Annotated in this window: 23 protein-coding genes; 16 read left to right on the forward strand and 7 right to left on the reverse strand. The window is 62.2% G+C overall.

Annotation, left to right across the window (positions count from 1 at the left end; genetic code table 11):
• Window positions 1–44: 44 nt before the first annotated feature.
• Window positions 45–1,316: a malic enzyme-like NAD(P)-binding protein gene (locus tag ACW4DH_RS13905; protein WP_459636995.1), complete on the reverse strand. Its 1,272-nt coding sequence runs from the start codon at window positions 1,314–1,316 to the stop codon at window positions 45–47.
• A 252-nt stretch (window positions 1,317–1,568) separates the two neighbouring features.
• The gene (gene rpmE / locus ACW4DH_RS13910) at window positions 1,569–1,784 is read right to left on the reverse strand and encodes a 50S ribosomal protein L31 (protein ID WP_459636996.1); all 216 of its coding nucleotides are present in this window, start codon (window positions 1,782–1,784) and stop codon (window positions 1,569–1,571) included.
• A 95-nt stretch (window positions 1,785–1,879) separates the two neighbouring features.
• On the opposite strand from rpmE, the gene ACW4DH_RS13915 reads away from it, so the two are divergent.
• The 13 genes from ACW4DH_RS13915 (at window position 1,880) to tatC (ending at window position 14,471) form a co-directional block, all read left to right on the forward strand.
• Window positions 1,880–4,168, forward strand: a complete 2,289-nt coding sequence (locus tag ACW4DH_RS13915; protein ID WP_459637190.1) for a primosomal protein N' — start codon at window positions 1,880–1,882, stop codon at window positions 4,166–4,168.
• 203 nt (window positions 4,169–4,371) lie between these two features.
• Window positions 4,372–6,057, forward strand: a complete 1,686-nt coding sequence (gene argS, locus ACW4DH_RS13920) for an arginine--tRNA ligase (RefSeq protein WP_459636997.1) — start codon at window positions 4,372–4,374, stop codon at window positions 6,055–6,057.
• Between the two features lie 3 nt (window positions 6,058–6,060).
• Window positions 6,061–6,741, forward strand: a complete 681-nt coding sequence (locus ACW4DH_RS13925; RefSeq protein WP_459636998.1) for an SPOR domain-containing protein — start codon at window positions 6,061–6,063, stop codon at window positions 6,739–6,741.
• Window positions 6,742–6,973: 232 nt separating this feature from the next.
• Window positions 6,974–7,495 carry an ATP-dependent protease subunit HslV gene (hslV, locus tag ACW4DH_RS13930; protein ID WP_459636999.1) on the forward strand — a complete coding sequence of 174 codons (522 nt, stop codon included), beginning with the start codon at window positions 6,974–6,976 and terminating at the stop codon, window positions 7,493–7,495.
• 4 nt (window positions 7,496–7,499) lie between these two features.
• Complete coding sequence (gene hslU / locus ACW4DH_RS13935; RefSeq protein ID WP_459637000.1) at window positions 7,500–8,822, forward strand: ATP-dependent protease ATPase subunit HslU; 1,323 nt, start codon at window positions 7,500–7,502, stop codon at window positions 8,820–8,822.
• A gap of 58 nt (window positions 8,823–8,880) precedes the next feature.
• Window positions 8,881–9,264: a gamma-butyrobetaine hydroxylase family protein gene (locus ACW4DH_RS13940; protein ID WP_459637001.1), complete on the forward strand. Its 384-nt coding sequence runs from the start codon at window positions 8,881–8,883 to the stop codon at window positions 9,262–9,264.
• 128 nt (window positions 9,265–9,392) lie between these two features.
• The gene (ubiE, locus tag ACW4DH_RS13945) at window positions 9,393–10,139 is read left to right on the forward strand and encodes a bifunctional demethylmenaquinone methyltransferase/2-methoxy-6-polyprenyl-1,4-benzoquinol methylase UbiE (RefSeq protein ID WP_459637002.1); all 747 of its coding nucleotides are present in this window, start codon (window positions 9,393–9,395) and stop codon (window positions 10,137–10,139) included.
• A gap of 7 nt (window positions 10,140–10,146) precedes the next feature.
• A complete protein-coding gene (locus tag ACW4DH_RS13950) occupies window positions 10,147–10,815 on the forward strand; it encodes a ubiquinone biosynthesis accessory factor UbiJ (RefSeq protein ID WP_459637003.1) in 669 nt (222 codons plus the stop codon).
• A complete protein-coding gene (gene ubiB, locus ACW4DH_RS13955) occupies window positions 10,812–12,434 on the forward strand; it encodes a ubiquinone biosynthesis regulatory protein kinase UbiB (protein ID WP_459637004.1) in 1,623 nt (540 codons plus the stop codon). The genes ACW4DH_RS13950 and ubiB overlap by 4 nt, the downstream gene beginning before the upstream one ends.
• An 89-nt stretch (window positions 12,435–12,523) precedes the next feature.
• Window positions 12,524–12,862 carry a phosphoribosyl-ATP diphosphatase gene (locus ACW4DH_RS13960; RefSeq protein WP_459637005.1) on the forward strand — a complete coding sequence of 113 codons (339 nt, stop codon included), beginning with the start codon at window positions 12,524–12,526 and terminating at the stop codon, window positions 12,860–12,862.
• Between the two features lie 41 nt (window positions 12,863–12,903).
• Window positions 12,904–13,158 (forward strand): Sec-independent protein translocase subunit TatA, encoded by a 255-nt coding sequence (gene tatA, locus ACW4DH_RS13965; protein WP_459637006.1) that lies wholly within the window; start codon window positions 12,904–12,906, stop codon window positions 13,156–13,158.
• Between the two features lie 6 nt (window positions 13,159–13,164).
• Complete coding sequence (gene tatB, locus ACW4DH_RS13970) at window positions 13,165–13,704, forward strand: Sec-independent protein translocase protein TatB (RefSeq protein ID WP_459637007.1); 540 nt, start codon at window positions 13,165–13,167, stop codon at window positions 13,702–13,704.
• A complete protein-coding gene (gene tatC / locus ACW4DH_RS13975) occupies window positions 13,701–14,471 on the forward strand; it encodes a twin-arginine translocase subunit TatC (RefSeq protein WP_459637008.1) in 771 nt (256 codons plus the stop codon). Before tatB ends, tatC begins: the two co-directional genes overlap by 4 nt.
• Window positions 14,472–14,538: 67 nt before the next feature.
• Here the strand turns inward: tatC and elbB are convergent, their stop codons facing one another.
• On the reverse strand, window positions 14,539–15,204 hold the full coding sequence (gene elbB, locus ACW4DH_RS13980) for an isoprenoid biosynthesis glyoxalase ElbB (protein ID WP_459637009.1): 666 nt from the start codon (window positions 15,202–15,204) through the stop codon (window positions 14,539–14,541).
• Window positions 15,205–15,454: 250 nt separating this feature from the next.
• On the opposite strand from elbB, the gene hemB reads away from it, so the two are divergent.
• Together hemB and ppk1 are read left to right on the forward strand one after the other, a co-directional pair.
• Complete coding sequence (hemB, locus tag ACW4DH_RS13985) at window positions 15,455–16,462, forward strand: porphobilinogen synthase (RefSeq protein WP_459637010.1); 1,008 nt, start codon at window positions 15,455–15,457, stop codon at window positions 16,460–16,462.
• A 43-nt stretch (window positions 16,463–16,505) separates the two neighbouring features.
• Window positions 16,506–18,722, forward strand: a complete 2,217-nt coding sequence (gene ppk1 / locus ACW4DH_RS13990; RefSeq protein ID WP_459637011.1) for a polyphosphate kinase 1 — start codon at window positions 16,506–16,508, stop codon at window positions 18,720–18,722.
• Between the two features lie 450 nt (window positions 18,723–19,172).
• Here ppk1 and ACW4DH_RS13995 read toward each other — a convergent pair whose 3' ends face one another.
• From ACW4DH_RS13995 to ACW4DH_RS14005, 3 genes are all read right to left on the reverse strand, one after another.
• Window positions 19,173–19,835 (reverse strand): response regulator, encoded by a 663-nt coding sequence (locus ACW4DH_RS13995; RefSeq protein ID WP_459637012.1) that lies wholly within the window; start codon window positions 19,833–19,835, stop codon window positions 19,173–19,175.
• A 282-nt stretch (window positions 19,836–20,117) separates the two neighbouring features.
• The gene (acs, locus tag ACW4DH_RS14000; protein ID WP_459637013.1) at window positions 20,118–22,070 is read right to left on the reverse strand and encodes an acetate--CoA ligase; all 1,953 of its coding nucleotides are present in this window, start codon (window positions 22,068–22,070) and stop codon (window positions 20,118–20,120) included.
• Between the two features lie 162 nt (window positions 22,071–22,232).
• Complete coding sequence (locus ACW4DH_RS14005; RefSeq protein ID WP_459637014.1) at window positions 22,233–22,781, reverse strand: SprT family zinc-dependent metalloprotease; 549 nt, start codon at window positions 22,779–22,781, stop codon at window positions 22,233–22,235.
• 64 nt (window positions 22,782–22,845) lie between these two features.
• On the opposite strand from ACW4DH_RS14005, the gene ACW4DH_RS14010 reads away from it, so the two are divergent.
• A complete protein-coding gene (locus ACW4DH_RS14010; RefSeq protein ID WP_459637015.1) occupies window positions 22,846–23,502 on the forward strand; it encodes a YecA/YgfB family protein in 657 nt (218 codons plus the stop codon).
• A 15-nt stretch (window positions 23,503–23,517) separates the two neighbouring features.
• Here ACW4DH_RS14010 and ACW4DH_RS14015 read toward each other — a convergent pair whose 3' ends face one another.
• Complete coding sequence (locus ACW4DH_RS14015; RefSeq protein WP_459637016.1) at window positions 23,518–24,639, reverse strand: phospholipase D-like domain-containing protein; 1,122 nt, start codon at window positions 24,637–24,639, stop codon at window positions 23,518–23,520.
• Window positions 24,640–24,736: the final 97 nt, after the last annotated feature.

A 24,736-nucleotide genomic window follows, 5' to 3' on the forward strand; every position in this document is an offset into this window, starting at 1 on the left:
CCGGCCACCTTGGGCCGGCTTTTCCAGATCATGACGGAGCAATCTCAGCGTCCGTAAATTTCCTTGATGCTCATCAGGGGGTAATGCGCGGGATAAGGCTTGCGTGCCACCCCGGTATCCACGGCCGCCTGGGCAACCGCCGATGAGATGCGATCCAGCAGACGCGAGTCCATCGGCGTGGGAATGATGTAACCGGGGCCGAACTCCAGGCTTTCGATCTCGTAGGCGTCGAGCACTTCCTGGCTAACCGGCTCGCGGGCCAGGTCCTTCAGGGCATGAACGGCGGCAACCTTCATCTCCTCGTTGATGCGCGTGGCGCGCACATCGAGAGCGCCGCGGAAGATGAACGGAAAACCCAGTACATTATTGACCTGATTGGGATAGTCGGAGCGACCGGTGGCCATGATCACATCGTCGCGTGCCGCATGCGCGTCGTCGGGGTGAATTTCCGGATCCGGATTGGAGCAGGCGAAGACGATTGGATTCGCCGCCATCTTCTTGAGCTGCTCGGGCTTGAACAGGTTGGGTCCGGAAAGACCAATGAATACGTCGGCACCGTCGATGGCGTCATCCAGGGTCCGCAGCGGCGTATCGGAAGCGAACATCGCCTTGTACTGGTTGATATCGTCGCGGCCGCTATGGATCACCCCCTTGCGGTCGATCATAAAGATATTTTCAGCCTTGGCGCCGCAGGCCACCAGCAGCTTCATGCACGCGATCGCCGCCGCCCCGCCGCCCAGGCACACGATACGCGCGTCCTCGAGCTTCTTACCGGCGATATCCAATGCGTTGAGCATGCCCGCAGCCGTGACGATCGCCGTGCCATGCTGGTCATCATGAAAGACCGGAATGCTGCACTGTTCGATCAGCGCGCGCTCGATCTCGAAGCACTCCGGTGCCTTGATATCCTCGAGATTGATGCCGCCCCAGGTATCGGCAATGCGCGCCACGGTGTCGATGAACGCCTGCGGGCTTTCGGCATTGACCTCCACATCCACCGAGTTGATTCCGGCAAAGCGCTTGAACAACACGCCCTTGCCCTCCATGACCGGCTTGCTGGCCAGCGGGCCCAGATTGCCCAATCCCAGAATGGCGCTGCCATCGGAAATCACCGCGACCAGATTGCCCTTGCCCGTGTAGAGGTAGGCATTCTCGGGATCCTTGGCAATTTCACGGCAGGGCTCGGCCACCCCCGGACTATACGCCAGCGCCAGATGCTTGGCCGTCTCGGTGGGCTTGGTGAGCTCAATAGACAACTTGCCGGGAATCGGCTGGGAGTGATAATCCAGCGCCGCCTGTTTTTTTGCGTCTGTCATGCTCTTTATTCCGATCAAGTCATGGAGATGTTCGGCCACCATATAGAAAAACCCGCCGCCTCACAACTTGAGTCAAATTGTTGTCATTTCAGCTTTTTTAAGCGCCCGTTTGAAACCATTCTCAGCATTTGCTGCAACTTATACCTAAAGCATCAAGCATAAAACATCCCTTATCCCTGCCCCGCGTCGTGCGATTCTCGGGCACAAAAAAACCCGCCAAAGGCGGGTTTTTGTCATGCAACTGCGCGTGAATCAGTTGCGCTTGATGGCGGCACCGAAACGCTTGTTGAAACGCTCGACGCGTCCACCGGTGGTCGCCTGCTTCTGCTTACCGGTATAGAAGGGGTGACACTGAGAGCAGACGTCCACGCTGAAATCGTGTCCGGCGGTGGTGCCGACTCCGAACGTGGCACCGCAGGAACAGGTCGCGGTGACTTGCTTGTAATCGGGGTGAATACCTTGTTTCATCTTGAAGCCTCATGAAGCGGTGTGCCGCCACCTGATCTCCGCCAGGCACCGCACACGGGTTGAAAAAACCGGTTATGTTCCACGCATCCCGACGCATGGAGGCCGGGCATTCTAGCAGAGCCAACGCCGGAGGCCAATTGCCAGCCACATCCCCCGCTCGATCCACTCCGCAGGTTCTGGTCGTCGCCGTCCCTACGCCCCTGCGCCGACTCTTCGATTATCTGGCGGGCAGCACCGCGCCGGATTGCGGCTGGCAGCCGGGTCTGCGCGTACGTGTGCCTTTCGGCCGGCGCGAGGTCGTCGGCATCGTCGTGGCCTGTCGCGACAGCAGCGAGATTCCCCTGGCCCAGCTCAAACCCATCGCGGCCTGTCTTGACGAGACGCCGCTCCCCGCAGACTGGCTGTGGCTCTGCCGTTTTACCGCGCGCTACTACCAGCATGGGCTCGGCGATACCCTGCACCAGGCGCTGCCGGCACCGCTGCGCCAGGGGCGGCCACTGGAAGCGCGCACCCGTGAGCGCTGGCAGGCCAGCGACTGCGAGCGGCCCCTGGAGCTCGGGCGCGCCCGGCGTCAGGCGGAGCTTTTGGCGCTATTGTGCCAGCATCCTCGCGGCCTGGTGACCTCCGCCATCACCGCCCAGGGATTCACGCGGGCCCAGTTGACCGGGCTGCGCGACAAGGGGCTTGTCACCCATAGCGAAGAACCGCTGATGGCCAGCGCCGCCGAGCAGGGGCCGGTACTCGCCGAGCCGGCGCTGACGCTCAATCGCGAGCAGGCCTCGGCGCTGGCCGAGCTTCATGAAGGGCTCGACCGCTACCATCCCTGCCTGCTGCATGGCGTGACCGGCAGCGGCAAGACCGAAGTCTATCTGCAACTGATCGAGGCGGTGCTGAGCCACGGCCGCCAAGCCTTGGTGCTGGTGCCCGAAATCGGCCTCACCCCCCAGACCCTGGCACGTTTTCGCAAGCGCTTTCGGGCACCGGTGGTGGCGCTGCACTCGGGGCTCAGCGATCTCGAGCGACTCGACGGCTGGGAAGCGGCCCGCTCGGGGCGTGCCGCCATCGTCATCGGCACGCGTTCGGCGATCTTCACCCCGCTGGCACGTCCCGGCGTGATCATTGTCGACGAGGAGCATGACGGCTCGTTCAAGCAGCAGGACAGCCTGCGCTATCACGCCCGCGACCTGGCCCTGGTGCGCGCCCACCGCGAGAAGATCCCCATCGTGCTGGGCAGCGCCACCCCGGCGCTGGAGAGCCTCGCCCAAGCCCGCTCCGGACGTTACCGCCACCTGCGGCTGACACGTCGCGCCAGCCGCCACGCCCCGGCCAGGCTCGAACTGGTCGATCTGCGAGGACGCCCGCGCCAGGGTGGCCTGATCGCCCCGGTGATCGACGCCATCCGCCAGGCGCTCGCCGCCAAGGGCCAAGTGCTAGTGTTCATCAACCGGCGCGGGTTCGCCCCGACGCTGGCCTGCCACAGTTGCGGTTGGCTCGCCGAGTGCCCGCATTGCGATGCGCGCATGACGCTGCACCGCCAGCCGGCGCAGTTGATCTGTCATCACTGCGACACGGTTCAGGGGCTGCCCGACGCCTGTCCGACCTGTGCCAGCGCCGACCTGCGTCCGTTGGGAGCAGGTACCGAGCGCAGCGAAGAGACGCTGACAGCGCTGTTCCCCGACGTGCCGGTGCATCGTATCGACCGCGACAGCACGCGGCGCAAGGATGCCCTGGGGCAGATTCTCACCGACGTGCAGCGTGGCGAGCCCTGTCTGCTGGTGGGCACCCAGATGCTGGCCAAGGGCCACCACCTGCCCCACGTCACCCTGGTCGTGGTGGTCAATGCCGATGCCGGCCTCTACGCCAGCGATTTTCGCGCCCTGGAGCAGAGCGCCCAACTGCTGATCCAGGTGGCCGGGCGCGCCGGACGCGCCGAGCATCCCGGCCGGGTGCTGGTGCAGACCCTTCACCCCGACGATCCCAACCTGCGTTTATTGGCCGAGAGCGGTTACGACGCGCTGGCCGCCCAACTGCTCGAGGAGCGCCGCCTGGCGGGCCTGCCGCCTTATCGGCACCTAGCACTGCTGCGCGTGGAAGCGGCTCGCGAAGAGGTCGCCACCGCTCTCGCCCTGCGCGCCGGCGAAGCACTGCGCGAATGGCTTGAGCGGCAACTCGCCACGCGCGCCGCGGAAGTGCAGTGTCTGGGCCCCGTTCCGGCCCCCATGGAGCGGCGCCAGAACCGCTATCACGTTCAACTGATGCTCTCCGGCAGCCGGCGCGGGGCCCTGCACGAGGCTTGTGCCTGGCTGATCGGCTGGCTGGAAAACGCCGCAGAAGCCCGACGGATCCGCTGGTCGCTGGACGTCGACCCTCAGACACTGAGCTGATGTTCCGCCACATCCGACGCTGTTTTCCCTGCACTCTATGCGGTCCATTGCTCCCGGCTTTGGCCGATAACCGGGCTACGGGTTTAAAGCACGGCGGCAATTGCCGATAATGGCCGCCCATGCGAGGGTCATCCCACGGGAGGCAACCCGCGCCCCAGCCGCCCGCGACCCGCTGCCGCCTCATTGGAATGCGAAACCACGACATGAAAGACACCATCATCGAACTGCTTGACGCCGCTCTCGACACGCTGAAGCAGCAGGGGGTGCTGCCCCAGGACGCCACGCCGGCGATCAAGGTCGACCCGACCAAGGACAAGGCCCATGGCGATTACGCCACCAACCTGGCCCTGGTGCTGGCCAAGCCGGCGGGCCGCAAGCCTCGCGAACTGGCCACTGCACTGGTCGAGGCGCTGCCGCAAAGCGACGCCGTGCAGCGCACGGAGATCGCCGGCCCCGGTTTCATCAACTTCTTCGCCGCCACCGATGCCGTGGCGCAGGTGATTCCGACCATTCTCGACAATGGCGACACTTACGGACGCAGCCTGATCGGCGTGGGCACCCCGGTGCAGGTAGAGTTCGTATCCGCCAACCCCACCGGCCCGCTGCACGTGGGTCACGGGCGGGGAGCGGCCATCGGCGACTGTCTGTGCCGGCTGCTCGAGGCCACCGGATACGATGTCACCCGCGAGTTCTACTACAACGATGCCGGCGCGCAGATCGACAATCTGGCGCTGTCGGTACAGGCCCGCGCCAAGCGCCTGGGCCCCGATGATGAAAGCTGGCCGGCCGACGGCTATCGCGGCGATTATATTATCGACGTCGCCAATGCCTACTTGGCCGGCGAGATGGTGGTCGCCGACGACCGTGAAGTGACCGGTGCCGCCGACGTCGACGATCTCGAGGCGATCCGCGCCTTTGCCGTGGCCTATCTGCGCCGCGAGCAGGATCTCGATCTCAAGGCTTTCGGCGTCGAGTTCGACGTCTATTTCCTGGAATCCTCGCTGTACGCCGAAGGCAAGGTCGAGACCGCCGTCGAACGCCTGGTCGCCAATGGCTACACCTACGAAGATGACGGCGCGCTGTGGCTGCGCACCACCGAGTTCGGCGACGACAAGGACCGGGTGATGCGCAAGAAGGACGGCGGCTATACCTATTTCGTCCCCGATGTGGCCTATCATCTCGACAAGTGGCAGCGCGGCTTCAAGGAAGTGATCAACGAACAGGGCGCCGATCATCATTCGACCATTACCCGTGTACGCGCCGGACTACAGGCGCTGAAAGCCGACATACCTCAGGGCTGGCCGGACTACGTGCTGCACCAGATGGTCACCGTGACCCGTTCCGGCCAGGAGGTGAAGATCTCCAAGCGCGCCGGCAGCTACGTGACCCTACGCGACCTGATCGATGAGGTCGGGCGTGATGCGACCCGCTATTTCCTGGCCGCGCGCCGCTCCGATTCTCAATTGACCTTCGATATCGACCTGGCGCGCTCGCAATCCAACGACAACCCGGTGTATTACATCCAGTACGCGCATGCCCGGGTGTGCAGTGTGCTGCGCAAGGCCGAGGCGGAGGATCGCGGCTTCGATCTCGGCCTGGCCGTCGACCATCTCGCCCTGCTCGATGCCGATCAGGAAAAGGCGTTGATGAATCGCCTGGCCCGCTACCCCGAGGTGGTCGAGCACGCGGCCAAGTCTCGCGAGCCGCAGCAGATCGCCCAGTATCTGACCGATCTCGCCGCCGACTTCCACACCTACTACAACGCCATCAAGGTCATGGTCGACGACGCGGCCCTGCGCAATGCTCGACTCTCGCTGGGCCTGGCGACCCGCCAGGTGATCAAAAACGGCCTGTCCCTACTCGGGGTCAGCGCACCCGAGGAGATGTAATTCATGGCACGTCGGCCCGCTCAACGCGGACAAGCTCCCCGTCGTAGCGCCCCCAAGGGCGCTACGACCCGCCGCCGTCCGTCATCTTCCGGCAGCGGCGAACGCCGCGGAATGCCAGGATGGCTATGGGGCGTAATCGGCCTGGTGGCGGGCTTCGCGCTGTCCCAGTATCTGCAACAGTCCGCCCCGGCACCGGTGGCCACGGTGGTGCCCAAGCCCGCCAGCCAGGTGTCGTCATCCGACAGCGGCGCACCGGCTGACGAGCCCGAGACGGATGCGTCCCAGGCGTCGCGCATGCCGACCTTCGAGTTCTATACCTTGCTGCCTGAATCCGAGGTCATCGCCCCCAAGGTCGAGGCCTACCACTCCACGCCGCGCCCGCCGGAAAAGGCCGCCAGCACACCTTCCAACGGCCAGCCCGCCAGCCAAGCGTCGTCGCCCGCCTCAGGCCGCTATATGCTGCAGGCGGCATCCTTCAAGGCCAGCGACGATGCCGAGCGTTTGGCCAGCCGACTGCGCGACTTCGGCCTGCTGGCCAAGATCACCTCGGTGCGCACCTCCGATGACCAGCTCTGGCATCGCGTGCAGGTCGGCCCTTACCAGGATACCCGGGAGCTTTCCCGCGCCCAGGATCTGATGGTCACACAGGGCATCGAACCTCTGCTGATCAAACTGCAGGAGTAAGCGATCTGCCGATACCTTGATTTCGGCGTCCCACGCCCGCATTTCCATTCTCATTCGCGATGCCCACGGCATCGCCGGGTGAATTCACCCACCCACGGCGCCATGACACACCGATGAGGCGCATGTTCGCCTCGGCGCCGGCTGCCCGGCGCATGTTTTCATGCTGCGTCGCGTCAATGTCACCGGGTCAAAGTCACCGGGTGTCCGTCACCCTTAACGGAGTTTTTCTTACATGACCACAATCGTGTCCGTGCGCCGCGGCGATCAGGTTGCCTTGGCTGGTGATGGTCAGGTATCGCTGGGCAACACGGTAATGAAGGGCAATGCCAGCAAGGTACGCCGCTTCCATCGTGGCCAGGTGCTGGCCGGCTTCGCCGGCGGCACCGCCGATGCCTTCACGCTGTTCGAACGTTTCGAAGCCCAGCTCGAGAAGCATCAGGGCCATCTCACCAAGGCCGCCGTCGAGCTGGCCAAGGAGTGGCGCACCGACCGTGCCCTGCGGCGCCTGGAAGCGATGCTCGCCATCGCCGACAAGTCGGCCTCGTTGATCATCACCGGTACCGGCGACGTTCTCGAGCCCGAGCACGGCATCATCACCATCGGCTCCGGTGGGCATTTCGCCAATGCCGCGGCCCGCGCTCTGCTTGAGAACACCGACCTGTCGGCACGTGAAATCACCGAAAAAAGCCTGAACATCGCCGCCGATATCTGCGTGTTCACCAACCACAACATCGTTCTCGAGGCGTTGGATTGATCCCATGTCACAGATGACTCCCCGCGAAATCGTCCATGCGCTGGACCAGTACATCGTCGGTCAGGCCGACGCCAAGCGCGCCGTTTCCATCGCACTGCGCAACCGCTGGCGCCGCATGCAGCTCGACGATACGCTGCGCCCGGAAATTACCCCCAAGAACATCCTGATGATCGGTCCCACCGGGGTCGGCAAGACGGAAATCGCCCGGCGTTTGGCCAAGCTGGCGGGCGCGCCGTTCATCAAGGTCGAGGCGACCAAGTTCACCGAGGTGGGCTATGTGGGTCGCGATGTCGAGTCAATCATCCGCGATCTGATCGAAATGGCCATGAAACTGGTCCGCGAGCAGGCCAAGGCGGAAGTCCGGCACAAGGCCGAGGACGCCGCCGAGGACCGTATTCTCGATGCGCTGCTGCCGCCGGCACGCGGCAGCGAATACGACACCACCCGCAACGACTCCGCGACCCGCCAGACGTTTCGCAAGAAACTGCGCGAAGGACAGCTCGACGATAAGGAGATCGATATCGAGATCACGCCCCAGGCGCAGGGTGTCGATATCATGACGCCGCCGGGCATGGAGGAGATGACCAGCCAGTTGCAGAGCCTGTTTTCCAACATGGGCAAGCAGAAGACCGAGAGCCGCCGGGTCACGGTCAAGGATGCCTGGAAGCTGCTGCAGGAAGAGGAAGCCGCCAAGCTGGTCAACGACGAGGACCTCAAGCAGCGCGCCATCGAGGCGGTGGAGCAGAACGGCATCGTGTTCATCGACGAGATCGACAAGGTCGCCAAGCGCGGCGAGTCCGGCGGTGCCGATGTCTCCCGCGAGGGGGTGCAGCGCGATCTGCTGCCATTGATCGAGGGCTCGACGGTGTCGACCAAGCACGGCATGGTCAAGACCGATCACATCCTGTTCATCGCCTCCGGCGCCTTCCATCTGTCCAAGCCCTCGGACATGATCCCCGAGTTGCAGGGGCGCCTGCCGATTCGCGTCGAGCTCTCCGCGCTGACCCCCGACGACTTCAAGCGCATCCTCACCGAGCCCTCCGCGGCACTGACCAAGCAGTACCAGGCCCTGCTCGCCACCGAGGGACTCGATATCGAGTTCACCGATGACGGCATCGCACGCATCGCCGAGATCGCCTTCCAGGTCAACGAGGGTACCGAGAACATCGGCGCCCGTCGTCTGCACACGGTGATGGAGCGGCTACTGGAAGAGCCTTCCTTCCAAGGCAGCGATTTTGCGGGTCCGCTGACCGTCGATGCCGACTATGTCAATTCCCAGCTGGGTGAATTGGCCATGGACGAAGACCTGTCACGCTATATTCTGTAAGTTGTCATTATCCTTGGCGCCCGGCCTTCGTCGGGCGCCTCCTGGACAGGAAACAGCCATGAGCGCTCCGACTCCCAATCGCGTGCATTACCACAAGCGCGCCCGCGAACTCGAACTGGGCTATGCCGATGGCACGACGTACCGGCTACCGGCAGAACTGTTGCGCGTCTACTCGCCTTCGGCCGAGGTCCAGGGACATAGCCCCGCGACCGCCGTACTTCAGGTCGGCAAGAAGGATGTGGGCCTGCAGAACATCACCCCCACCGGACGCTACGCCCTGAAGCTGCATTTCGACGACGGCCACGACAGCGGCCTGTTTACCTGGGAGTACCTCTATCGGATGGCGACCCACCAGGCGCAGTGGTGGGCGGACTACGAGCGGCGCCTGAAAGAGGCCGGGGGCTCCCGGGAAGCGCTGGGTATCCCGGTACGCCAACTCTAGTCGCGTCATGTTGTCGCGGGCACCTACTGCGGACGGTCAAAGACAAAGGCCGGGGCGGACGTTACAATGCCGCTCGATGCAACAAATCCCCTTGCAGGCATGGCCTGCTCTCTCACCAAGGGAAGGTCATGGATAAGCGCACGACACACTTCGGTTATCAGGAAGTTCCCGTCGATGAGAAGGCCGCCCGGGTGGCGGACGTCTTTCACTCGGTGGCGGCCCGTTATGACGTGATGAACGATCTGATGTCGTTTGGCATCCATCGCTTGTGGAAACGTCTGACGCTCGAGCGCGCTGGCGTGCGCCCCGGCCATAGCGTGCTCGATATCGCCGGTGGCACCGGCGATCTGACACTGAAGTTCTCACGCCTGGTCGGCCCCAACGGCCGCGTCGTGCTGGCCGATATCAATGCCTCCATGCTGCGCGTGGGCCGCGACAAGCTGCTCGACCAGGGTGTGGGCGACAACGTCGAATACGTGCAGGCCAACGCCGAGAGCCTGCCGTTCCCCGACAATACCTTCAACTGCATCACCATCGCCTTCGGTCTGCGTAACGTGACCGACAAGGATGCCGCTCTGCGCTCCATGACCCGGGTACTCAAGCCTGGTGGACGGCTGCTGGTGCTGGAGTTCTCCACGCCGAGCAATCCTCTGCTGTCGCGCGCCTATGACGACTACTCGTTCAAGATCCTGCCCAAGATGGGCGAATGGGTGGCCAACGATGCCGACAGCTATCGCTACCTGGCGGAATCGATCCGCATGCATCCCGATCAGGAAACGCTCAAGTCGATGATGGAAGCCGCCGGCCTGGAGCGTGTCGAATACACCAACATGACCGGCGGTATCGTCGCCCTGCACCGCGGCATCAAGCTGTGAGGTCACGATGTCCCTGATGTTTCCCCTGCTGCTGGCAAGTGCGGAAAAGCTGATCAACGGCATGCTGGCCCGAGACCCCGCCGCTCCGTCACGCCTTGCCCGGCTCAACGGCCGGCACCTGTCGTTGCGTCTTGAAAAGCCTCGTTTCAACCTGCTGGTGCATTTCGACACCCACGGCCTGCATCTGCTGCGCCAACCCGACCCGCAGGAAAGCGACAGCGACGTGGTGGTCGAGCTCGACAGCGAATCACTCGGGGCGTTACTGGCGGGTGAGAACGTCGAGCGCTTGATGTTCTCGGGCCGGCTATCGGTACGCGGACGCGTTCCAATCCTCGATGAGGCGCGGATCCTGCTCATGGATCTCGACCTCGACTGGGAAGGTGCCATCGCCCAGTGGCTGGGCGATGTTCCCGCCCATCAACTGGCCGAGGGGCTACGTCACTTCGGCCGCTGGGGGCTGCGCTCGCGCCGCGAGCTGAGTGCCGATATGCGCGAGTACATCTTCGAGGAGGCGCGCGTCCTGCCGGGACGCCAGCAGCGGGACATGCTCCGCGACCACCTGACTGAGCTCGAGATCGCCACCGATCGTCTGGAGGCCCGCCTGGCGCGCCTGGTTCGCCTGGCGGAGCGGCCCCGTGACAGTGCTGAACCGTCTCGCCTGGAGACGCCTACGTGAACCTGCGACTCATACGCATCGGCTGGGTGATACTGCGCTACCGACTCGACACCCTGATCCCCGTCGAGCGCTTGCCTCCTCTGCTGCGTGTGCTGTTTCGCCTTTCGCCGCTGCGCCTGGTGCCTACCGGCGCGCATAACCGTGGACAGCGGCTGCGTCTGGCCCTGGAATCACTGGGTCCGATCTTCGTCAAGTTCGGTCAGATGCTCTCCACGCGCCGCGACCTGCTGCCGCCGGACATCGCCGACGAGCTCAAGCGGCTCCAGGATCAGGTGCCACCCTTTCCAGGCCAGGCGGCACGTGCACTGGTCGAAGAAGAACTCGGCATGAGCGTCGAAGTGGCCTTCGCCGAGTTCAGCTTCGAACCGCTGGCCTCGGCGTCGATTGCCCAGGTGCATACCGCTCGCCTCAACAGCGGCGAAGACGTGGTGGTCAAGATCATTCGCCCGGGGATCGATCGGGTGATGCGCAAGGACATCGCGCTGATGTACCTGTTCGCGCGCATGCTGCGACGCATTCCCGAGGCGCGCCGGCTGCGCCCCGTCGAGGTGATTGCCGACTACGAATCGACCCTGTTCGATGAACTCGACCTGCACAAGGAGGCCGCCAACACCTCCCAGCTCAAGCGCAATTTTCGGGGTTCCCCGCTACTCTATGTGCCGGCCATTTACTGGGAGCTGACGCGCAAACGGGTCATGGTGCAGGAGCGTATCCACGGTATTCCGGTGGCTGACATCGAGGCATTGCGCGCCCAGGGTACCGATCTGCGCAAGCTGGCCGAACGAGGCGTCGAAATCTTCTTCACCCAGGTGTTCCGCGACAATTTCTTCCACGCCGACATGCACCCGGGCAATATCTTCGTCTCCCGACAACACCCGCAGGACCCGCGCTATATCGCCATCGATTGCGGTATCGTCGGCAGTCTGACCCGCGAGGATCAGGATTATCTCGCGCGCAACCTGTTGGCCTTCTTTCATCAGGACTATTATCAGGTAGCGGCACTGCACATCGAATCCGGCTGGGTCGGTGAAGGCACCCGGGCCAATGAGTTCGCCGCGGCGATCCGTACCGTTTGCGAGCCGATCCTCGAGAAACCGCTCAAGGATATTTCCTTCGGTCAGGTGCTGCTCGGCTTGTTTCAAACCGCGCGGCGCTTCAACATGGAGGTGCAGCCGCAGCTGGTGCTGTTGCAGAAAACGCTGCTCAACATCGAGGGCCTGGGGCGCCAGCTGTATCCGGAGCTGGATTTATGGAGCACGGCACGGCCTTATCTGGAGCGCTGGATGAAGGAGCGGGCCGGCCCGATCGGTTTCTGGCAGTCGCTCAAGCAGCAGGCGCCCGAGCTCTCGCATCAATTGCCCGAGCTGCCGGTGCTGGCCCATCAGGCGCTGTCGCGTCTGGATGTCGAACACAAGCAGCGCCACCTCCAGGCCCAGGCGCTGACCGCGATGCGCGAACGCCTGGACCGCGCAGGCGCCAGCACCCGTCGCCTGCGTCTTGGCCTGCTGCTGTTGGCCTTGGCCCTGGCCTGGCAACCCCTACTGGCCTGGGCTCAGGAACAGCCCCTGCCCGTTCTCGGCGCGGCTGGCCTGGGAATTGTGCTACTGGCTTGGCGCTGATAGCAGCCTCGGAAAACTCTCGCGACACACAAAACTCTCGCGACACGCAATGTGCCAGCCGTAACGTGAAGATATGAGAACTGTCATCTATGAGTGATATTCTACTGCAGCTGTCCAAGGTTCTGGTTGAGCGCCGCCATGGCGACCCTGAAAGCTCGTACGTGGCTCAGCTGCATCACAAGGGGCTCAACAAGATTCTCGAGAAGGTCGGCGAAGAGGCCACCGAGACCATATTGGCGGCCAAGGATTTCGATCCCCAGAATGTGGAGAGTCATCAGGCCCTGGTCGCCGAAACCGCCGACCTGTGGTTTCATAGTCTGGTGATGCTGTCGCATCTGGACATCGAGCACCAAGCAGTACTGGACGAGCTGGCACGCCGTTTCGGCATGTCCGGCCTCGAAGAAAAAGCGGCACGACCCTTACGTTAGGCGCCTGTATCTTTCGAGACCAGGCCTAGAGGAGACATCTCATGTTAGGTGGCATCAGTATCTGGCAACTGCTGATCGTACTCGGCATCATCATCCTGATCTTCGGCACCAAGAAGCTGCGCAACGTCGGTAGCGACCTGGGTGGCGCCGTCAAGGGTTTCAAGTCGGCGATGGGCGAGGAAGAGAAGCACAAGGACGACCCTCAGCATCGCGTCAGCCATGAAGAGGCCGGCGAAACCTATGACGTCAAGGCGGAAAACGCCCCGCGAGCCGAAGAAAAAACCGAGCGGAAATAAGCACGTATGTTCGATATCGGCTTTCTCGAGTTGATGCTGATAGGCATCGTTGGGCTGTTGGTGTTGGGTCCCGAACGCCTACCTAAGGCGGCCCGCACCACCGGGCTGTGGATCGGTAAAATCAAGCGCAGCGTCGCCGGCATGCAACGTGAGATCACTGCACAGCTCGAAGCCGAGGAACTGCGGCAGAAGCTCGCCGACCAACAGAAAAAGCTCGATGACGGTCTTGCCAAAGCGCGCGCCGAGGTCGAAAGACAGGTCGAGGCGCCGCCTCGTTCCTCTGCCGCCGACAAGCCGGCTCAGACATCGGGCACCGTCTCCCGCGAGACCGACACGCCCCAGGCCCCCGCGTCATCGAGCGAACGCGTTGCCACCGGTGACGCCGTCGACATGGCCGGCCAGCAGAAGCAGCGCCGGACTTCTGAAGAGAATCGAGTTCCTGAAGAAAGCCGGACGCCTGAAGAGAGCCGCGCGCCTGAACGTAGCGAACGTCCCACGTCGCCCGAGAACGCTTCCGCCGACGATAAGGATCCCGCGTCCCGATGAGTGATACCCGCCCGCCTCAAGAGACGCCTCAGGCCCCGTTGATCGAGCATCTCATCGAGCTGCGTTCACGCTTGATGAAAGCGGTTATCGTGGTGCTGATCATCTTCGCAGCGCTGTATGCGTTCTCCAACGACATCTACCGCTTCGTCGCGGACCCCTTGATGGCATTGCTGCCGGCCGGTTCGCAGATGATCGCCACCGAGGTCGCCTCGCCCTTTCTCGCCCCTTTCAAGCTGACGCTGGTGGTGGCGGTGTTCGCCTCGATACCCTTTATCCTGCATCAGGCCTGGGCGTTTATCGCGCCGGGACTCTACGAGCATGAAAAGCTGCTCGCGCTGCCGCTGCTGGCCTCCAGCATCGCGCTCTTCTATGGCGGAGCGGCTTTTGCCTATTTCGTGGTATTCCCGTTGCTGTTCGATTTCTTCGTGCATACCGGCCCGGAGAACATCGCCATCATGACCGATATCAATCAGTATCTGAACTTCGTGCTCAAGCTGTTCTTCGCTTTCGGCGTGGCCTTCGAGATTCCCATCGCTACCTTCCTGTTGATCTGGACCGGTGCGAGCAGCGTCGAAAGCCTGTCCAAGAAACGCCCCTACGTGATCCTCGGCTGCTTCGTGATCGGTATGCTGCTGACCCCGCCGGATGTCATCTCGCAAAGTCTGCTGGCCGTGCCCATGTGGCTACTGTTCGAAGTAGGCATCCTGTTCGCGCGCCTGGTACGTCGACGCAGACACGATACGGACACTTCCGACGACGCGGCATAAGTGCTGCCCCCAGATGAAAAAGGCCCTGCCATATGTCCGGCAGGGCCTTTTTCTTCGAACCAACGGCTCACTCCGTAACGATCATTTCATCGAGCTTGTCGACCAGCTTGAAAATGCCTTCAGCGGCTTCGCTGATGCGTTCGGCGAGCATATAGGCCGGCGTGGTCACGACCCGGTGTTCGCGATCGACCACCACATCGCCGACAGCGCAACTTTTATGCAATCCTCCCATGCTGCTGATCGCCCCCGAGACAGCGGCGTCCTTGCCGATGGTGACCGGAATGACCTCGTCGAACAGCCGAGGCACCAGTACCGGAGCGATGCACATCAATCCGATGGGCTTTTCGGCTTGGCGGAAATCGCACAATTTCTCCTTGAGCAGCGGCAACACTTCCATGTCGGCCCCGGCCACTGCGAAGCTCGATAGCGTCTTGGCGGCACCGAAGCCTCCCGGCACAATCACCCCGTCGAAGGCGCCGGCATCCAGCTCTGCCAACGGTGAGATCTCGCCACGCGCCAGTCGCGACGCCTCGGTAAGCGCGTTGCGGGTCTCGCCCTCGACGACGTCCCCGGTGCGGTGATCGACGACGTGATACTGATCGATGTCCGGAGCAAAGCAGCGATAGGTAATGTTGCGTTGATCCAGACGCAGCAGTGTCAGGGTCGTCTCATAGATTTCCGAGCCATCGTATACCCCGCAACCGGAAAGAATTACCGCGACGTTCTTGTTCATGCATCCTGTCTCCTGGAGGAGGCCCGCGACAGCAGGCTCGCCACCATCAATGGCCAAAAAGCTACTACTCTAGAGAGTCCTATAGCCAGCGACAACCAAGACGTGCGACAAGCGCCCGCAGTCTTGATCCATCGGCTCCTGATATACTCAATAAACTCGACACACCACACCCCGTTGTCATATCACTGTCACACGATCGCCGCACACTGGCCTGCGTAGCGGTCGAATCTGACACGACCGGAGATATACCGTGAGTTACGCCTCTTCTCGTCAGTACCCCACTACACGTCTGCGTCGTATGCGCAAGGATGATTTCTCCCGGCGTCTGATGCGTGAAGCCACGTTGACGCCAGCGGATCTGATCCTGCCGGTGTTCGTGCTCGACGGTGAGAATCGCCGCGAACCCGTGCCGTCCATGCCGGGCGTAGAACGCTTGTCGATCGACCTGCTGATCGAGGAGGCGCGTGAAGTCGCGGCGTTGGGCGTGCCGGCCCTGGCCTTGTTTCCAGTGGTCGACGCTAGCCTGAAAAGTGAATTTGCCGAAGAAGCCTACAACGCCTCGGGACTGGTCCAGCGCAGCGTACGTGCCCTCAAGGACGCTCTGCCCGAGCTGGGCCTGATCACCGACGTGGCACTCGATCCCTACACGGTGCATGGCCAGGACGGCATCCTTGACGAACGGGGTTATGTGCTTAACGACCGTACCGTCGAAACCCTGATCAAGCAGGCTCTGTCGCACGCCGAGGCGGGCGCCGACGTGGTGGCGCCCTCCGACATGATGGACGGACGCATCGGCGCGATTCGCCAGACGCTCGAACAGGAACGGTTGCACAACACCCGGATCATGGCGTATTCCGCCAAATACGCGTCACGCTATTACGGGCCTTTCCGCGACGCGGTCGGCTCGAGCGGTAACCTGGGCAAGGCCGACAAGACGACCTATCAGATGGATCCCGCCAACAGCGACGAAGCCATCCACGAAGTGGCAATGGACCTCGCTGAGGGGGCTGACATGGTGATGATCAAGCCGGGCATGCCCTATCTGGACGTGGTGCGCCGCGTCAAGGACGAATTGCGGGTGCCAACCTTCGCTTATCAGGTCAGCGGCGAATACGCCATGCATATGGCGGCCTTCGAAAACGGCTGGCTGGAGGCCGACGGCATCATTCTCGAATCCCTGATGTGCTTCAAACGTGCCGGTGCCGATGGTGTACTGACCTACTTCGCCAAACGCGCCGCCCAACTGCTCAATCAATAAACGCGAGAGCCACGCGCCTCTCGCCAGCGCAAGGAGCTTTGCAATGGAAGAAGAGCCACGTGGCCAGTCGCCGGCATTCACCGATAGCGACGCCACCGAAGCGGCCAACGTCGACGCCGGCGGCGATACGTCCCCGTTGCGGGTCAATCGCACCCGCACGGGGGTGCGCGCCAAACCGGCTCCCTCGGATGTGACCGACCTGGAGGCACCCGGCCTCTACTTCAACCGCGAATTGTCCACGTTGCAGTTCCATATTCGCGTTCTCGAGCAGGCCCTGGACACGTCGCACCCCCTGCTCAATCGGCTAATGTTCCTGCTGATTTTTTCATCCAATCTCGACGAGTTCTTCGAGATCCGGGTCGCCGGACTCAAGCATCGCATCGCTTTCCATCATGAGGAGGCAGGGATCGATGGGATGCGCCCCTCGCAGGTCCTCGATGAAATTTCCCGCATCGTCCACGAACAGGTCGAGCGACAGTACCGGATACTCAATGAGGTCCTGATCCCCGCCCTTAACGAGCAGGGCATTGATTTCCTGCGCCGCGACGCCTGGACCCCGGCACAGAAGCAGTGGGTGCGGGAATACTTCGAAGAAGAGATCATGCCGGTCATCAGTCCGATCGGGCTCGACCCTTCCCATCCCTTCCCGCGGCTGGTCAACAAGAGCCTGAATTTCATCGTCGAGCTCGAGGGCCAGGATGCTTTCGGCCGCACGGGGGGGCTGGCGATCCTGCCCGCACCGCGCTCATTGCCGCGACTGATCCGCCTGCCGGAAGACCTCGGCCAGACAGGCAGCGACAAGTTCATCTTTCTCTCTTCGATGATTCACGCCCACGCTGGAGAGCTATTCCCCGGCATGATCATCAAGGGATGCTATCAGTTCCGCCTCACGCGCAATGCCGATCTGACGGTCGACACCGAGGAAATTTCCGATCTCGCCTCGGCACTCAGGGGCGAATTGCTAGCCCAGCGCTACGGTGATGGCGTGCGCCTCGAGGTGGCGAGCAACTGCCCGGCGCATCTCACCGATTTTCTGCTGAAACAGTTCAAACTCGACGATCGCGACCTCTACCAGGTCGACGGGCCGGTCAATCTGAGCCGCCTGATGGAAATGATCGGCGACTCCGAGCGTACCGATCTGCTCTACTCACCCTTCACCCCGGGCCTGCCCAAAGCCCTGCGCGGCGGCAACGATAGCCTCTTCGACCTGATCCGTCAGGAAGACATTCTTCTGCAGCACCCTTTCCAAGCGTTTTCGCCCGTCGAGGGACTACTGACCGAGGCGGCTTGCGATCCCCACGTGCTCGCCATCAAGCAGACCCTATACCGCACCGGGGCCGATTCGCCGATCATCAACGCACTGGTCGATGCCGCACGCAACGGCAAGGAAGTCACCGTGGTCATCGAGTTGCGTGCGCGTTTCGACGAAGCCGACAACCTGGCCCTGGCCTCGCGACTGCAGGAAGCCGGGGCCATCGTCATCTATGGGGTAATGGCCTACAAAACGCACGCCAAGATGCTGCATATCGTGCGCCGCGAGAAAGGCGAGTTGCACTACTACGTCCATCTGGGGACCGGTAACTATCATTCCAAGACGGCCAAGCTGTATACCGACTACAGCCTGCTCACCGCCAATGCGACGTTGTGCGAGGACGTACATATGGTCTTCCAGCAGCTCTCGGGGATGGGTAAGCCACGCCAGATCGAGATGCTACTGCATGCCCCCTTCGTACTGCACGGCAAGCTCCTGGAGATGATCAATCGCGAAGCCCGGTTCGCCGAGAAAGGCAAAAAGGCGCATCTGATCATCAAATGCAACTCGCTCACCGAACCTCGCCTGATTCGTGCGCTTTATCGCGCTTCCCAGGCGGGGGTACGCTGCGACCTGATCATCCGCGGCATGTGCTGTCTGCGCCCCGGCGTCAAGGGGGTTTCGGATAATATTCATGTCCGCTCGATCGTGGGCCGCTTCCTGGAGCATACTCGCGTGTTCTACTTCCATAATGACGGCAAGCCGGAAGCCTGGGCCTCCAGTGCCGATTTCATGGAACGCAACATGTTCCATCGCGTGGAGACCTGCTTTCCGATTCTCGACAAGAAACTTGCCCAGCGGGTGCGTAAGGACTTGGAAACCTACCTTGTCGATAACTGCCAGAGCTGGCTGCTTCAGGAGAACGGTAGCTATCGCAAGTCGGAGCCCGGCGACGTTGCGCCGATCAGCGCCCAGGAAACCCTACTCTACGCCTATGCCACGACCTAGCCGCGAGCGCCCGCAACTTTCATCCGTTACTGCCTAGGGTCTGTTGGGCGCCATTTGGCGCAGCAACGCGGTTCGCACTGAAATGTCAACAGACCCTAGAGTGTGAAACGAGAGGTTCTCGATTGTGAGCTGTCCTCCAATAGTGGGACGGCTCATTCGGCCGGCGCTCAAGGCCTGAGTGCTGGGGCTCAGGCCTTTTAGCTCCAGCGCTCTGCGCTCATGATTGTCGTCATGGACGTCATGGTCGAGGCCTTGCTGCAACTCAAGGGTATAGAGCCACCTCCCTTGGGCGGGTGTCCTCGCGTAAACACTGCTGCACCACCAGCCGCTTGAACCGCTCGTCGCATGGCTTCCTCATAGAAACACCCCGAAGGCTGGAGAGTGTCCAACCTTCGGGGTGCAGTTCATCGAATGTCGCGGATTCTTGACCTCAGGCGCATTGTCCCAATGTCAACTCTCCACCTTGGGCGGCTCGACTTCGAGTCGCTGAGCGGCGATTACCGCCTGAGTTCTCGAATGCACGCCAAGCTTGCGCAGGATGGCCGTGACGTGCGCCTTGATGGTGGCCTCGGAGACACTGAGCTCATATGCGATCTGCTTGTTGAGCAAGCCTTCGGTGAGCATGTTGAGTACTCTGAATTGCTGCGGCGTGAGCGAGGCGATGGCCTCGGCAAAGCGCGTATCTTCCGAGTCCGACTCCCCCAGGGAGTTGGCCATCTCGGCGGGCAGCCATACCTCGCCATCGAGGATTTCACCGATCGCTTCGGCGATCTTATCCAGCGACGAGGATTTCGGGATGAAGCCCGAGGCGCCATAGTCAATGGCACGGCGCACTACATGCGGCTCGTCGCTCCCGGACACCACCGCTACGGGAATATCGGGCGTCTGTCCACGTAACTGGATCAACCCCGAGAACCCGTGTGCTCCGGGCATGTGCAGATCCAGCAGGATCAGGTCGGCATCGGGATGCCGCATCACGACATCGGTTGTCGCCGCCATGGTATCGGCTTCGACAATCTCGGCCTGCGGCGCGACCTGGCGCAACGCCTGATTCAGTGCGGCACGAAATAGCGGGTGGTCATCGGCGACGATAAATTTCTGGGCAAAAGCCATTGCGAGTCTCCTCGGATCCCCTTGAGCGAACAGCCGTGCCATGCGGTATCGGGCCAGGATCGGTTCGCCTCTTATCACGGCATGTTACCCCAAGGCCTGCGCGATCCCAAGCCTGGGGCATACGTTTACAGACGATCGAGAGGAAAAATCTTACAGAAATGAAAAAGCCAGCCTCAAGGCCGGCACGAAAGAGCCCGGAGCCCATGGAAGCTGGCGTACTTCCCCGCGGTAATGAAGCTGGCGGCAAGCGGGAGGGTCCGGGCAAAACAATGCAGCCTATCTTTACTCGCGAATGGCGCGATGCTCGATCAGGTCGTCGACCACGCTGGGGTCCGCCAGGGTGCTGGTATCGCCCAGCCCTTCGCACTCATTGGCGGCAATCTTGCGCAGGATACGCCGCATGATCTTGCCTGAGCGCGTCTTGGGCAGACCCGGCGCCCATTGGATGATGTCGGGGGAGGCAATCGGTCCAATGTCCTTGCGTACCCACTGGATCAGCTCCTTCTTGAGATCCTCGTCAGGCTCGAACCCGTCGGCTAGCGTGACGTAGATATAGATGCCCTGACCCTTGATATCGTGAGGGAAGCCCACCACCGCCGCTTCCGCCACGGCGTGGTGCGCCACCAGTGAGGATTCGATTTCCGCCGTACCCATGCGATGTCCCGAAACGTTGAGGACATCATCGATGCGCCCGGTAATCCAATAGTAGCCATCCTCGTCGCGGCGACAGCCGTCACCGGTGAAGTACATTCCCTCATAATTGGAGAAATAGGTCTGGACGTAACGTTCGTGATTGTTCCAGATAGAACGCGCCTGCCCCGGCCAGGAATCGAGCATGACCAGGTTGCCGTCGGTGGCACCTTCGAGCAGATGCCCCTCGTTGTCCACCAGTGCCGGCTGCACACCAAAAAACGGCCGTGTCGCCGAGCCCGGTTTGAGCGCCGTGGCACCGGGCAGCGGCGCGATCATGATGCCGCCCGTTTCGGTCTGCCACCAAGTATCGACGATGGGACAGCGCGAGTTGCCTATGACCCGATAGAACCACTCCCAGGCTTCGGGGTTGATCGGTTCGCCCACCGAACCCAGCACGCGCAGAGTGTCGCGTCTGCTGGAGTCCATGATGTTTTCGCCATGCGCCATCAAGGCACGAATGGCGGTGGGCGACGTATAAAGAATCGAGACGTTGTGCTTGTCGACGATATCGCCGATGCGCCCATGTGTCGGATAGCTGGGCACCCCTTCGAACATCACCGTAGTGGCCCCATTGGCCAACGGCCCGTAGATGATATAGCTATGCCCGGTGATCCAGCCCACATCGGCGGCGCACCAGTACACTTCGCCCTCGTGATAATCGAAGATGTACTGATGCGTCAGTGCCGCATAGACCAGATAGCCACCGGAGGTATGCTCGAGCCCCTTCGGCGTTCCCGTAGAGCCGGAGGTATACAGAATGAACAGCGGATCCTCGGCATTCATGGGCTCGGCCGGACAGTCGCTGGACTGCTTGTCGACGGCATCATCGAACCAGACATCCCGGCCTTCCTGCCAGTCGATATCGCCTCCGGTACGCTTAACCACCAGCACCGTTTCCACCACATCGGTGCCCTGACGGGTCAGGGCGGCATCCACGTTATCCTTGAGCGGGACATTCTTGCCCCCGCGCACGGACTCGTCGGAGGTGATGACGACACGGGACTGGGAATCCACTACGCGCCCCGCAAGCGCATCCGGCGAAAAGCCGCCGAAGACTACGGAATGCACGGCGCCGATACGCGCGCAGGCCAGCATGGCCATGGCGGCCTCGGGTACCATCGGCATGTATAGCGTGACCGTGTCGCCCTTATTGACGCCAAGCGCCTTAAGCGCGTTGGCCAGCTGGCAGACACGGGCGTGCAGCTCGCGGTAGGTGAGTGTCTTGTCGAGGCCGGGATCATCACTCTCCCAGATGATCGCCGGCTGGTCGCCACGAGCCTCAAGGTGACGGTCGAGGCAGTTGTAGGCCACGTTGAGCACGCCATCCTCATACCAGCGGATATCGACGTTTTGCGATGCGAACGAGGTGTTCTTGATCTTGGTGGGCGCCTTGAACCATTCCAGCCGCTTGGCCTGCTCGGCCCAGAAAGCCTCGGGATCGTCCACCGACTGCTGATACAGGGCCAGGTACTGTTCGTTGTCGGCCCAGGCATTGGCGGCGAGCTCTTCGCGTACCGGATAGACTTTCTGCTGTTCGGTCATGGTCTGCCTCTGTGCCGGAGATGTATGCATTTCGCTGGCGTCGCAAAACCGAGCGTACCAGCGCTAGAACTGCATTCAGCATATACCCGGGAGGTACCACGTGCCCTATTAGACCTTGGTATCAAAAAGATCCCTATTCATTTCAATAGCTTGCAATCCAATTCAAACGTCGATACGCGCCTCGAAAACCAGCCATTCACGGCATCGACGGCAGCGATAATCGGTACCGCGACGAGCAAGCGCATGACGCCGTGGCGAAAAATGATGTGGTGAACTGCAACCGCAGCGGTAGCGATAGGGTGCGGGGCTGGCACGCGTCACGTCAAAACGATGAGTGGTGACGGGCGCCAGCCCGTAGAGCTGTCGCATGACGGTCTGCCACTCGCGACCATGCGGTCGTACACGCGGGCCATCGAGATGAAACACCAGCCAGTGCGCCATCTCGTGAGGGATGACCTCGACCATGAACGCCTGGCGGTTATCCGCTAGCAACACCGGATTGAAGCGCAGCCCACCGCGCTGGTAGTGTGCCTGGCCGGCCCCCTTGCCGCGCAGGTCGAACCATATTCCAGGGCGGGGAAGCTGGGGGTGAACTTCCCTCGCCAGTTGCCAGGCAGCCTCGGCACGGTCACGAACGCTCGCGTGTAACGCTGCTTCGTCGAGGCTGGCCAGATGATCGGGATCGGGAGAAGGTAGGGTCGCTGACATCATGGGGTGCTAGAATGCCGACAGATGCCGGCAGCGTCCAGCCCTGGAAGAATCAAGAGAGCCTGTCATGAACGAGACCTCCCCCGCCCTCCCTCAACCTCTGCTCGACGACACCGGGCTCGACACCCTGGATGCGTTTCTCGAGTCCGAGCGCGTCGACCCGGACGCACTCGATCTGGTCAGCGCCCATGGCTTTCTGCTGGCGCTCGCCGTGGCTCCGCGCGACACGGAGGCGTCCATCTGGGTGGCCGAACTCTTCCATGGCGAACCCAATTTTGCCGACGACGCCGAGCGAGACCACATCCTGAGCCTGCTGGAAGCTCTGCGCAGCAACGCCGTTGACGCTCTGGAGCATGGTCTGCTCCCCGAGTTGCCGTTCGATCTTGAACTCGGCGGACTCGACCCGGCCGAAACTCCGATCGGGGACTGGTGCGCCGGTTTCATGGAAGGCGTGTTCCTCGACGAGGCGGCCTGGTTCGCCCAGGATGAAGAGAATACCGCGGCATTGCTGTTGCCGTTCATGGCGTTGTCGGGGCTATTCGAGGACGAGCCGGACATGCAGGAATTGATCACCCCAGCGCACCAGGCAGAAGCGCTGGTACGTCAGCTGCCCGAGCTGGTGCTCGATCTCTATCTGCATTATCGGGTCCCGCCCGAGGCGCCCAAGCCCGCGCTGCAACGCAAGTCCGGCACTCAGCGTGGCAAGGGTGGACGACGCCGCTAGCCGCACTGCAAACGCCTAGCGCAGCCGTGTCAGCCAGGCATCCAGCGTTCCAAATAGCCACTCCCGGCAGCGCTGAAGATGAGGGCGCCGGGCCCAGGCTTCCCGATGGATCTCTTCGCTCGAGGCGAAGTTGCGCTCGAAGAGCGCGGCGATCTCATCGGCAAAGCGTTTGTCGTCGATCTCCTGGTTGGCTTCCAGGTTCCATTGCAGGCTCCAGTGATCGAAGTTGCAGGAACCGACCGTGCTCCAGTCATCGACCACGCAGAACTTGGCGTGAATGAAGGTCGGCTGGAACTCGAAGATTCGTACGCCCGCACGCAGCAACCGGCCATAGAAGCGTTGCCCGGCATAGCGCACGGTGGGATGGTCATGTTTCTCGCCGGGCAACAACAGGCGTACGTCGATGCCGCGCTGCGCCGCCTGTCCCAGGCGCCGTAGCAGCGAGCGGGTCGGCACGAAATAGGGCGTACAGATCCACAGCCGCTGACGGGAGTTGGCAATGCGCTGATGCAGTGAATGGCGGATCGCCTGGTAACGGTGGCCCTGTCCCCACATCACCCGCCCCAACATGCCGTGATAGCCGGGTACCGGATCGAGGTGCAGCGCGAGCCTGCGGATACGCGACGGCTCACCCGCGCCGCGGGTCTTCGACGAATCCCATAATCGCGAGAACAGCCGCACCCAGTCGCCCACCACCGGGCCTTCGATGCGTACCGCCACCTCATACCAAGCCTCGAGGAACTCATCAACGATGCAGAAGCCACCGGTGAACGCCACGCGCCCGTCCACGACCAGCAGCTTGCGATGATCGCGAGTCAGGTTCCCGCTTAGCCGATGCAAGGCCAGAGGATTGAAATCCCGCACCGCCACCCCCGCTTGTTGCAGCCGCTCGCGGTCCTCGCTCACAAGCCCCATGCAGCCGTAGCCGTCGAGCAGCAACATGACCGAGACGCCGCGCCGCGCCGCGTCGGACAGCGCCTCGATGAAGCGCCCGGCCAGCGTGCCGGATTCCATCAGATACTGCTCGACGAGTAGCGACTCGCGAGCCTCCTCGATGGCCGCAAACATCTCAGGCAGAAAGCGCTTGCCTTCCGGCAACAGGGTGAAACGATTGCCGGCTCTCCAAATGCTGCGCATTCTGGCTCCTTGTGCTGCAATCAGTAATTTTTCATTACCCTATAACGATATAGGAGAAAAAGCTCGGGACGTTTCGCTTCGCTATAAGCGGTCCCGC

This window comes from Halomonas sp. WWR20 (assembly GCF_054602495.1).

Excerpts from the sequence above, each read along its gene's own strand:
- ACW4DH_RS13905 (WP_459636995.1), bottom strand. The coding sequence starts at position 1,316 with ATGACAGACGCAAAAAAACAGGCGGCGCTGGATTATCACTCCCAGCCG.
- rpmE (WP_459636996.1), bottom strand. The coding sequence starts at position 1,784 with ATGAAACAAGGTATTCACCCCGATTACAAGCAAGTCACCGCGACCTGT.
- ACW4DH_RS13915 (WP_459637190.1), top strand. The coding sequence starts at position 1,880 with ATGGAGGCCGGGCATTCTAGCAGAGCCAACGCCGGAGGCCAATTGCCA.
- argS (WP_459636997.1), top strand. The coding sequence starts at position 4,372 with ATGAAAGACACCATCATCGAACTGCTTGACGCCGCTCTCGACACGCTG.
- ACW4DH_RS13925 (WP_459636998.1), top strand. The coding sequence starts at position 6,061 with ATGGCACGTCGGCCCGCTCAACGCGGACAAGCTCCCCGTCGTAGCGCC.
- hslV (WP_459636999.1), top strand. The coding sequence starts at position 6,974 with ATGACCACAATCGTGTCCGTGCGCCGCGGCGATCAGGTTGCCTTGGCT.
- hslU (WP_459637000.1), top strand. The coding sequence starts at position 7,500 with ATGTCACAGATGACTCCCCGCGAAATCGTCCATGCGCTGGACCAGTAC.
- ACW4DH_RS13940 (WP_459637001.1), top strand. The coding sequence starts at position 8,881 with ATGAGCGCTCCGACTCCCAATCGCGTGCATTACCACAAGCGCGCCCGC.
- ubiE (WP_459637002.1), top strand. The coding sequence starts at position 9,393 with ATGGATAAGCGCACGACACACTTCGGTTATCAGGAAGTTCCCGTCGAT.
- ACW4DH_RS13950 (WP_459637003.1), top strand. The coding sequence starts at position 10,147 with ATGTCCCTGATGTTTCCCCTGCTGCTGGCAAGTGCGGAAAAGCTGATC.
- ACW4DH_RS13960 (WP_459637005.1), top strand. The coding sequence starts at position 12,524 with ATGAGTGATATTCTACTGCAGCTGTCCAAGGTTCTGGTTGAGCGCCGC.
- tatA (WP_459637006.1), top strand. The coding sequence starts at position 12,904 with ATGTTAGGTGGCATCAGTATCTGGCAACTGCTGATCGTACTCGGCATC.
- tatB (WP_459637007.1), top strand. The coding sequence starts at position 13,165 with ATGTTCGATATCGGCTTTCTCGAGTTGATGCTGATAGGCATCGTTGGG.
- tatC (WP_459637008.1), top strand. The coding sequence starts at position 13,701 with ATGAGTGATACCCGCCCGCCTCAAGAGACGCCTCAGGCCCCGTTGATC.
- elbB (WP_459637009.1), bottom strand. The coding sequence starts at position 15,204 with ATGAACAAGAACGTCGCGGTAATTCTTTCCGGTTGCGGGGTATACGAT.
- ppk1 (WP_459637011.1), top strand. The coding sequence starts at position 16,506 with ATGGAAGAAGAGCCACGTGGCCAGTCGCCGGCATTCACCGATAGCGAC.
- ACW4DH_RS13995 (WP_459637012.1), bottom strand. The coding sequence starts at position 19,835 with ATGGCTTTTGCCCAGAAATTTATCGTCGCCGATGACCACCCGCTATTT.
- acs (WP_459637013.1), bottom strand. The coding sequence starts at position 22,070 with ATGACCGAACAGCAGAAAGTCTATCCGGTACGCGAAGAGCTCGCCGCC.
- ACW4DH_RS14005 (WP_459637014.1), bottom strand. The coding sequence starts at position 22,781 with ATGATGTCAGCGACCCTACCTTCTCCCGATCCCGATCATCTGGCCAGC.
- ACW4DH_RS14010 (WP_459637015.1), top strand. The coding sequence starts at position 22,846 with ATGAACGAGACCTCCCCCGCCCTCCCTCAACCTCTGCTCGACGACACC.
- ACW4DH_RS14015 (WP_459637016.1), bottom strand. The coding sequence starts at position 24,639 with ATGCGCAGCATTTGGAGAGCCGGCAATCGTTTCACCCTGTTGCCGGAA.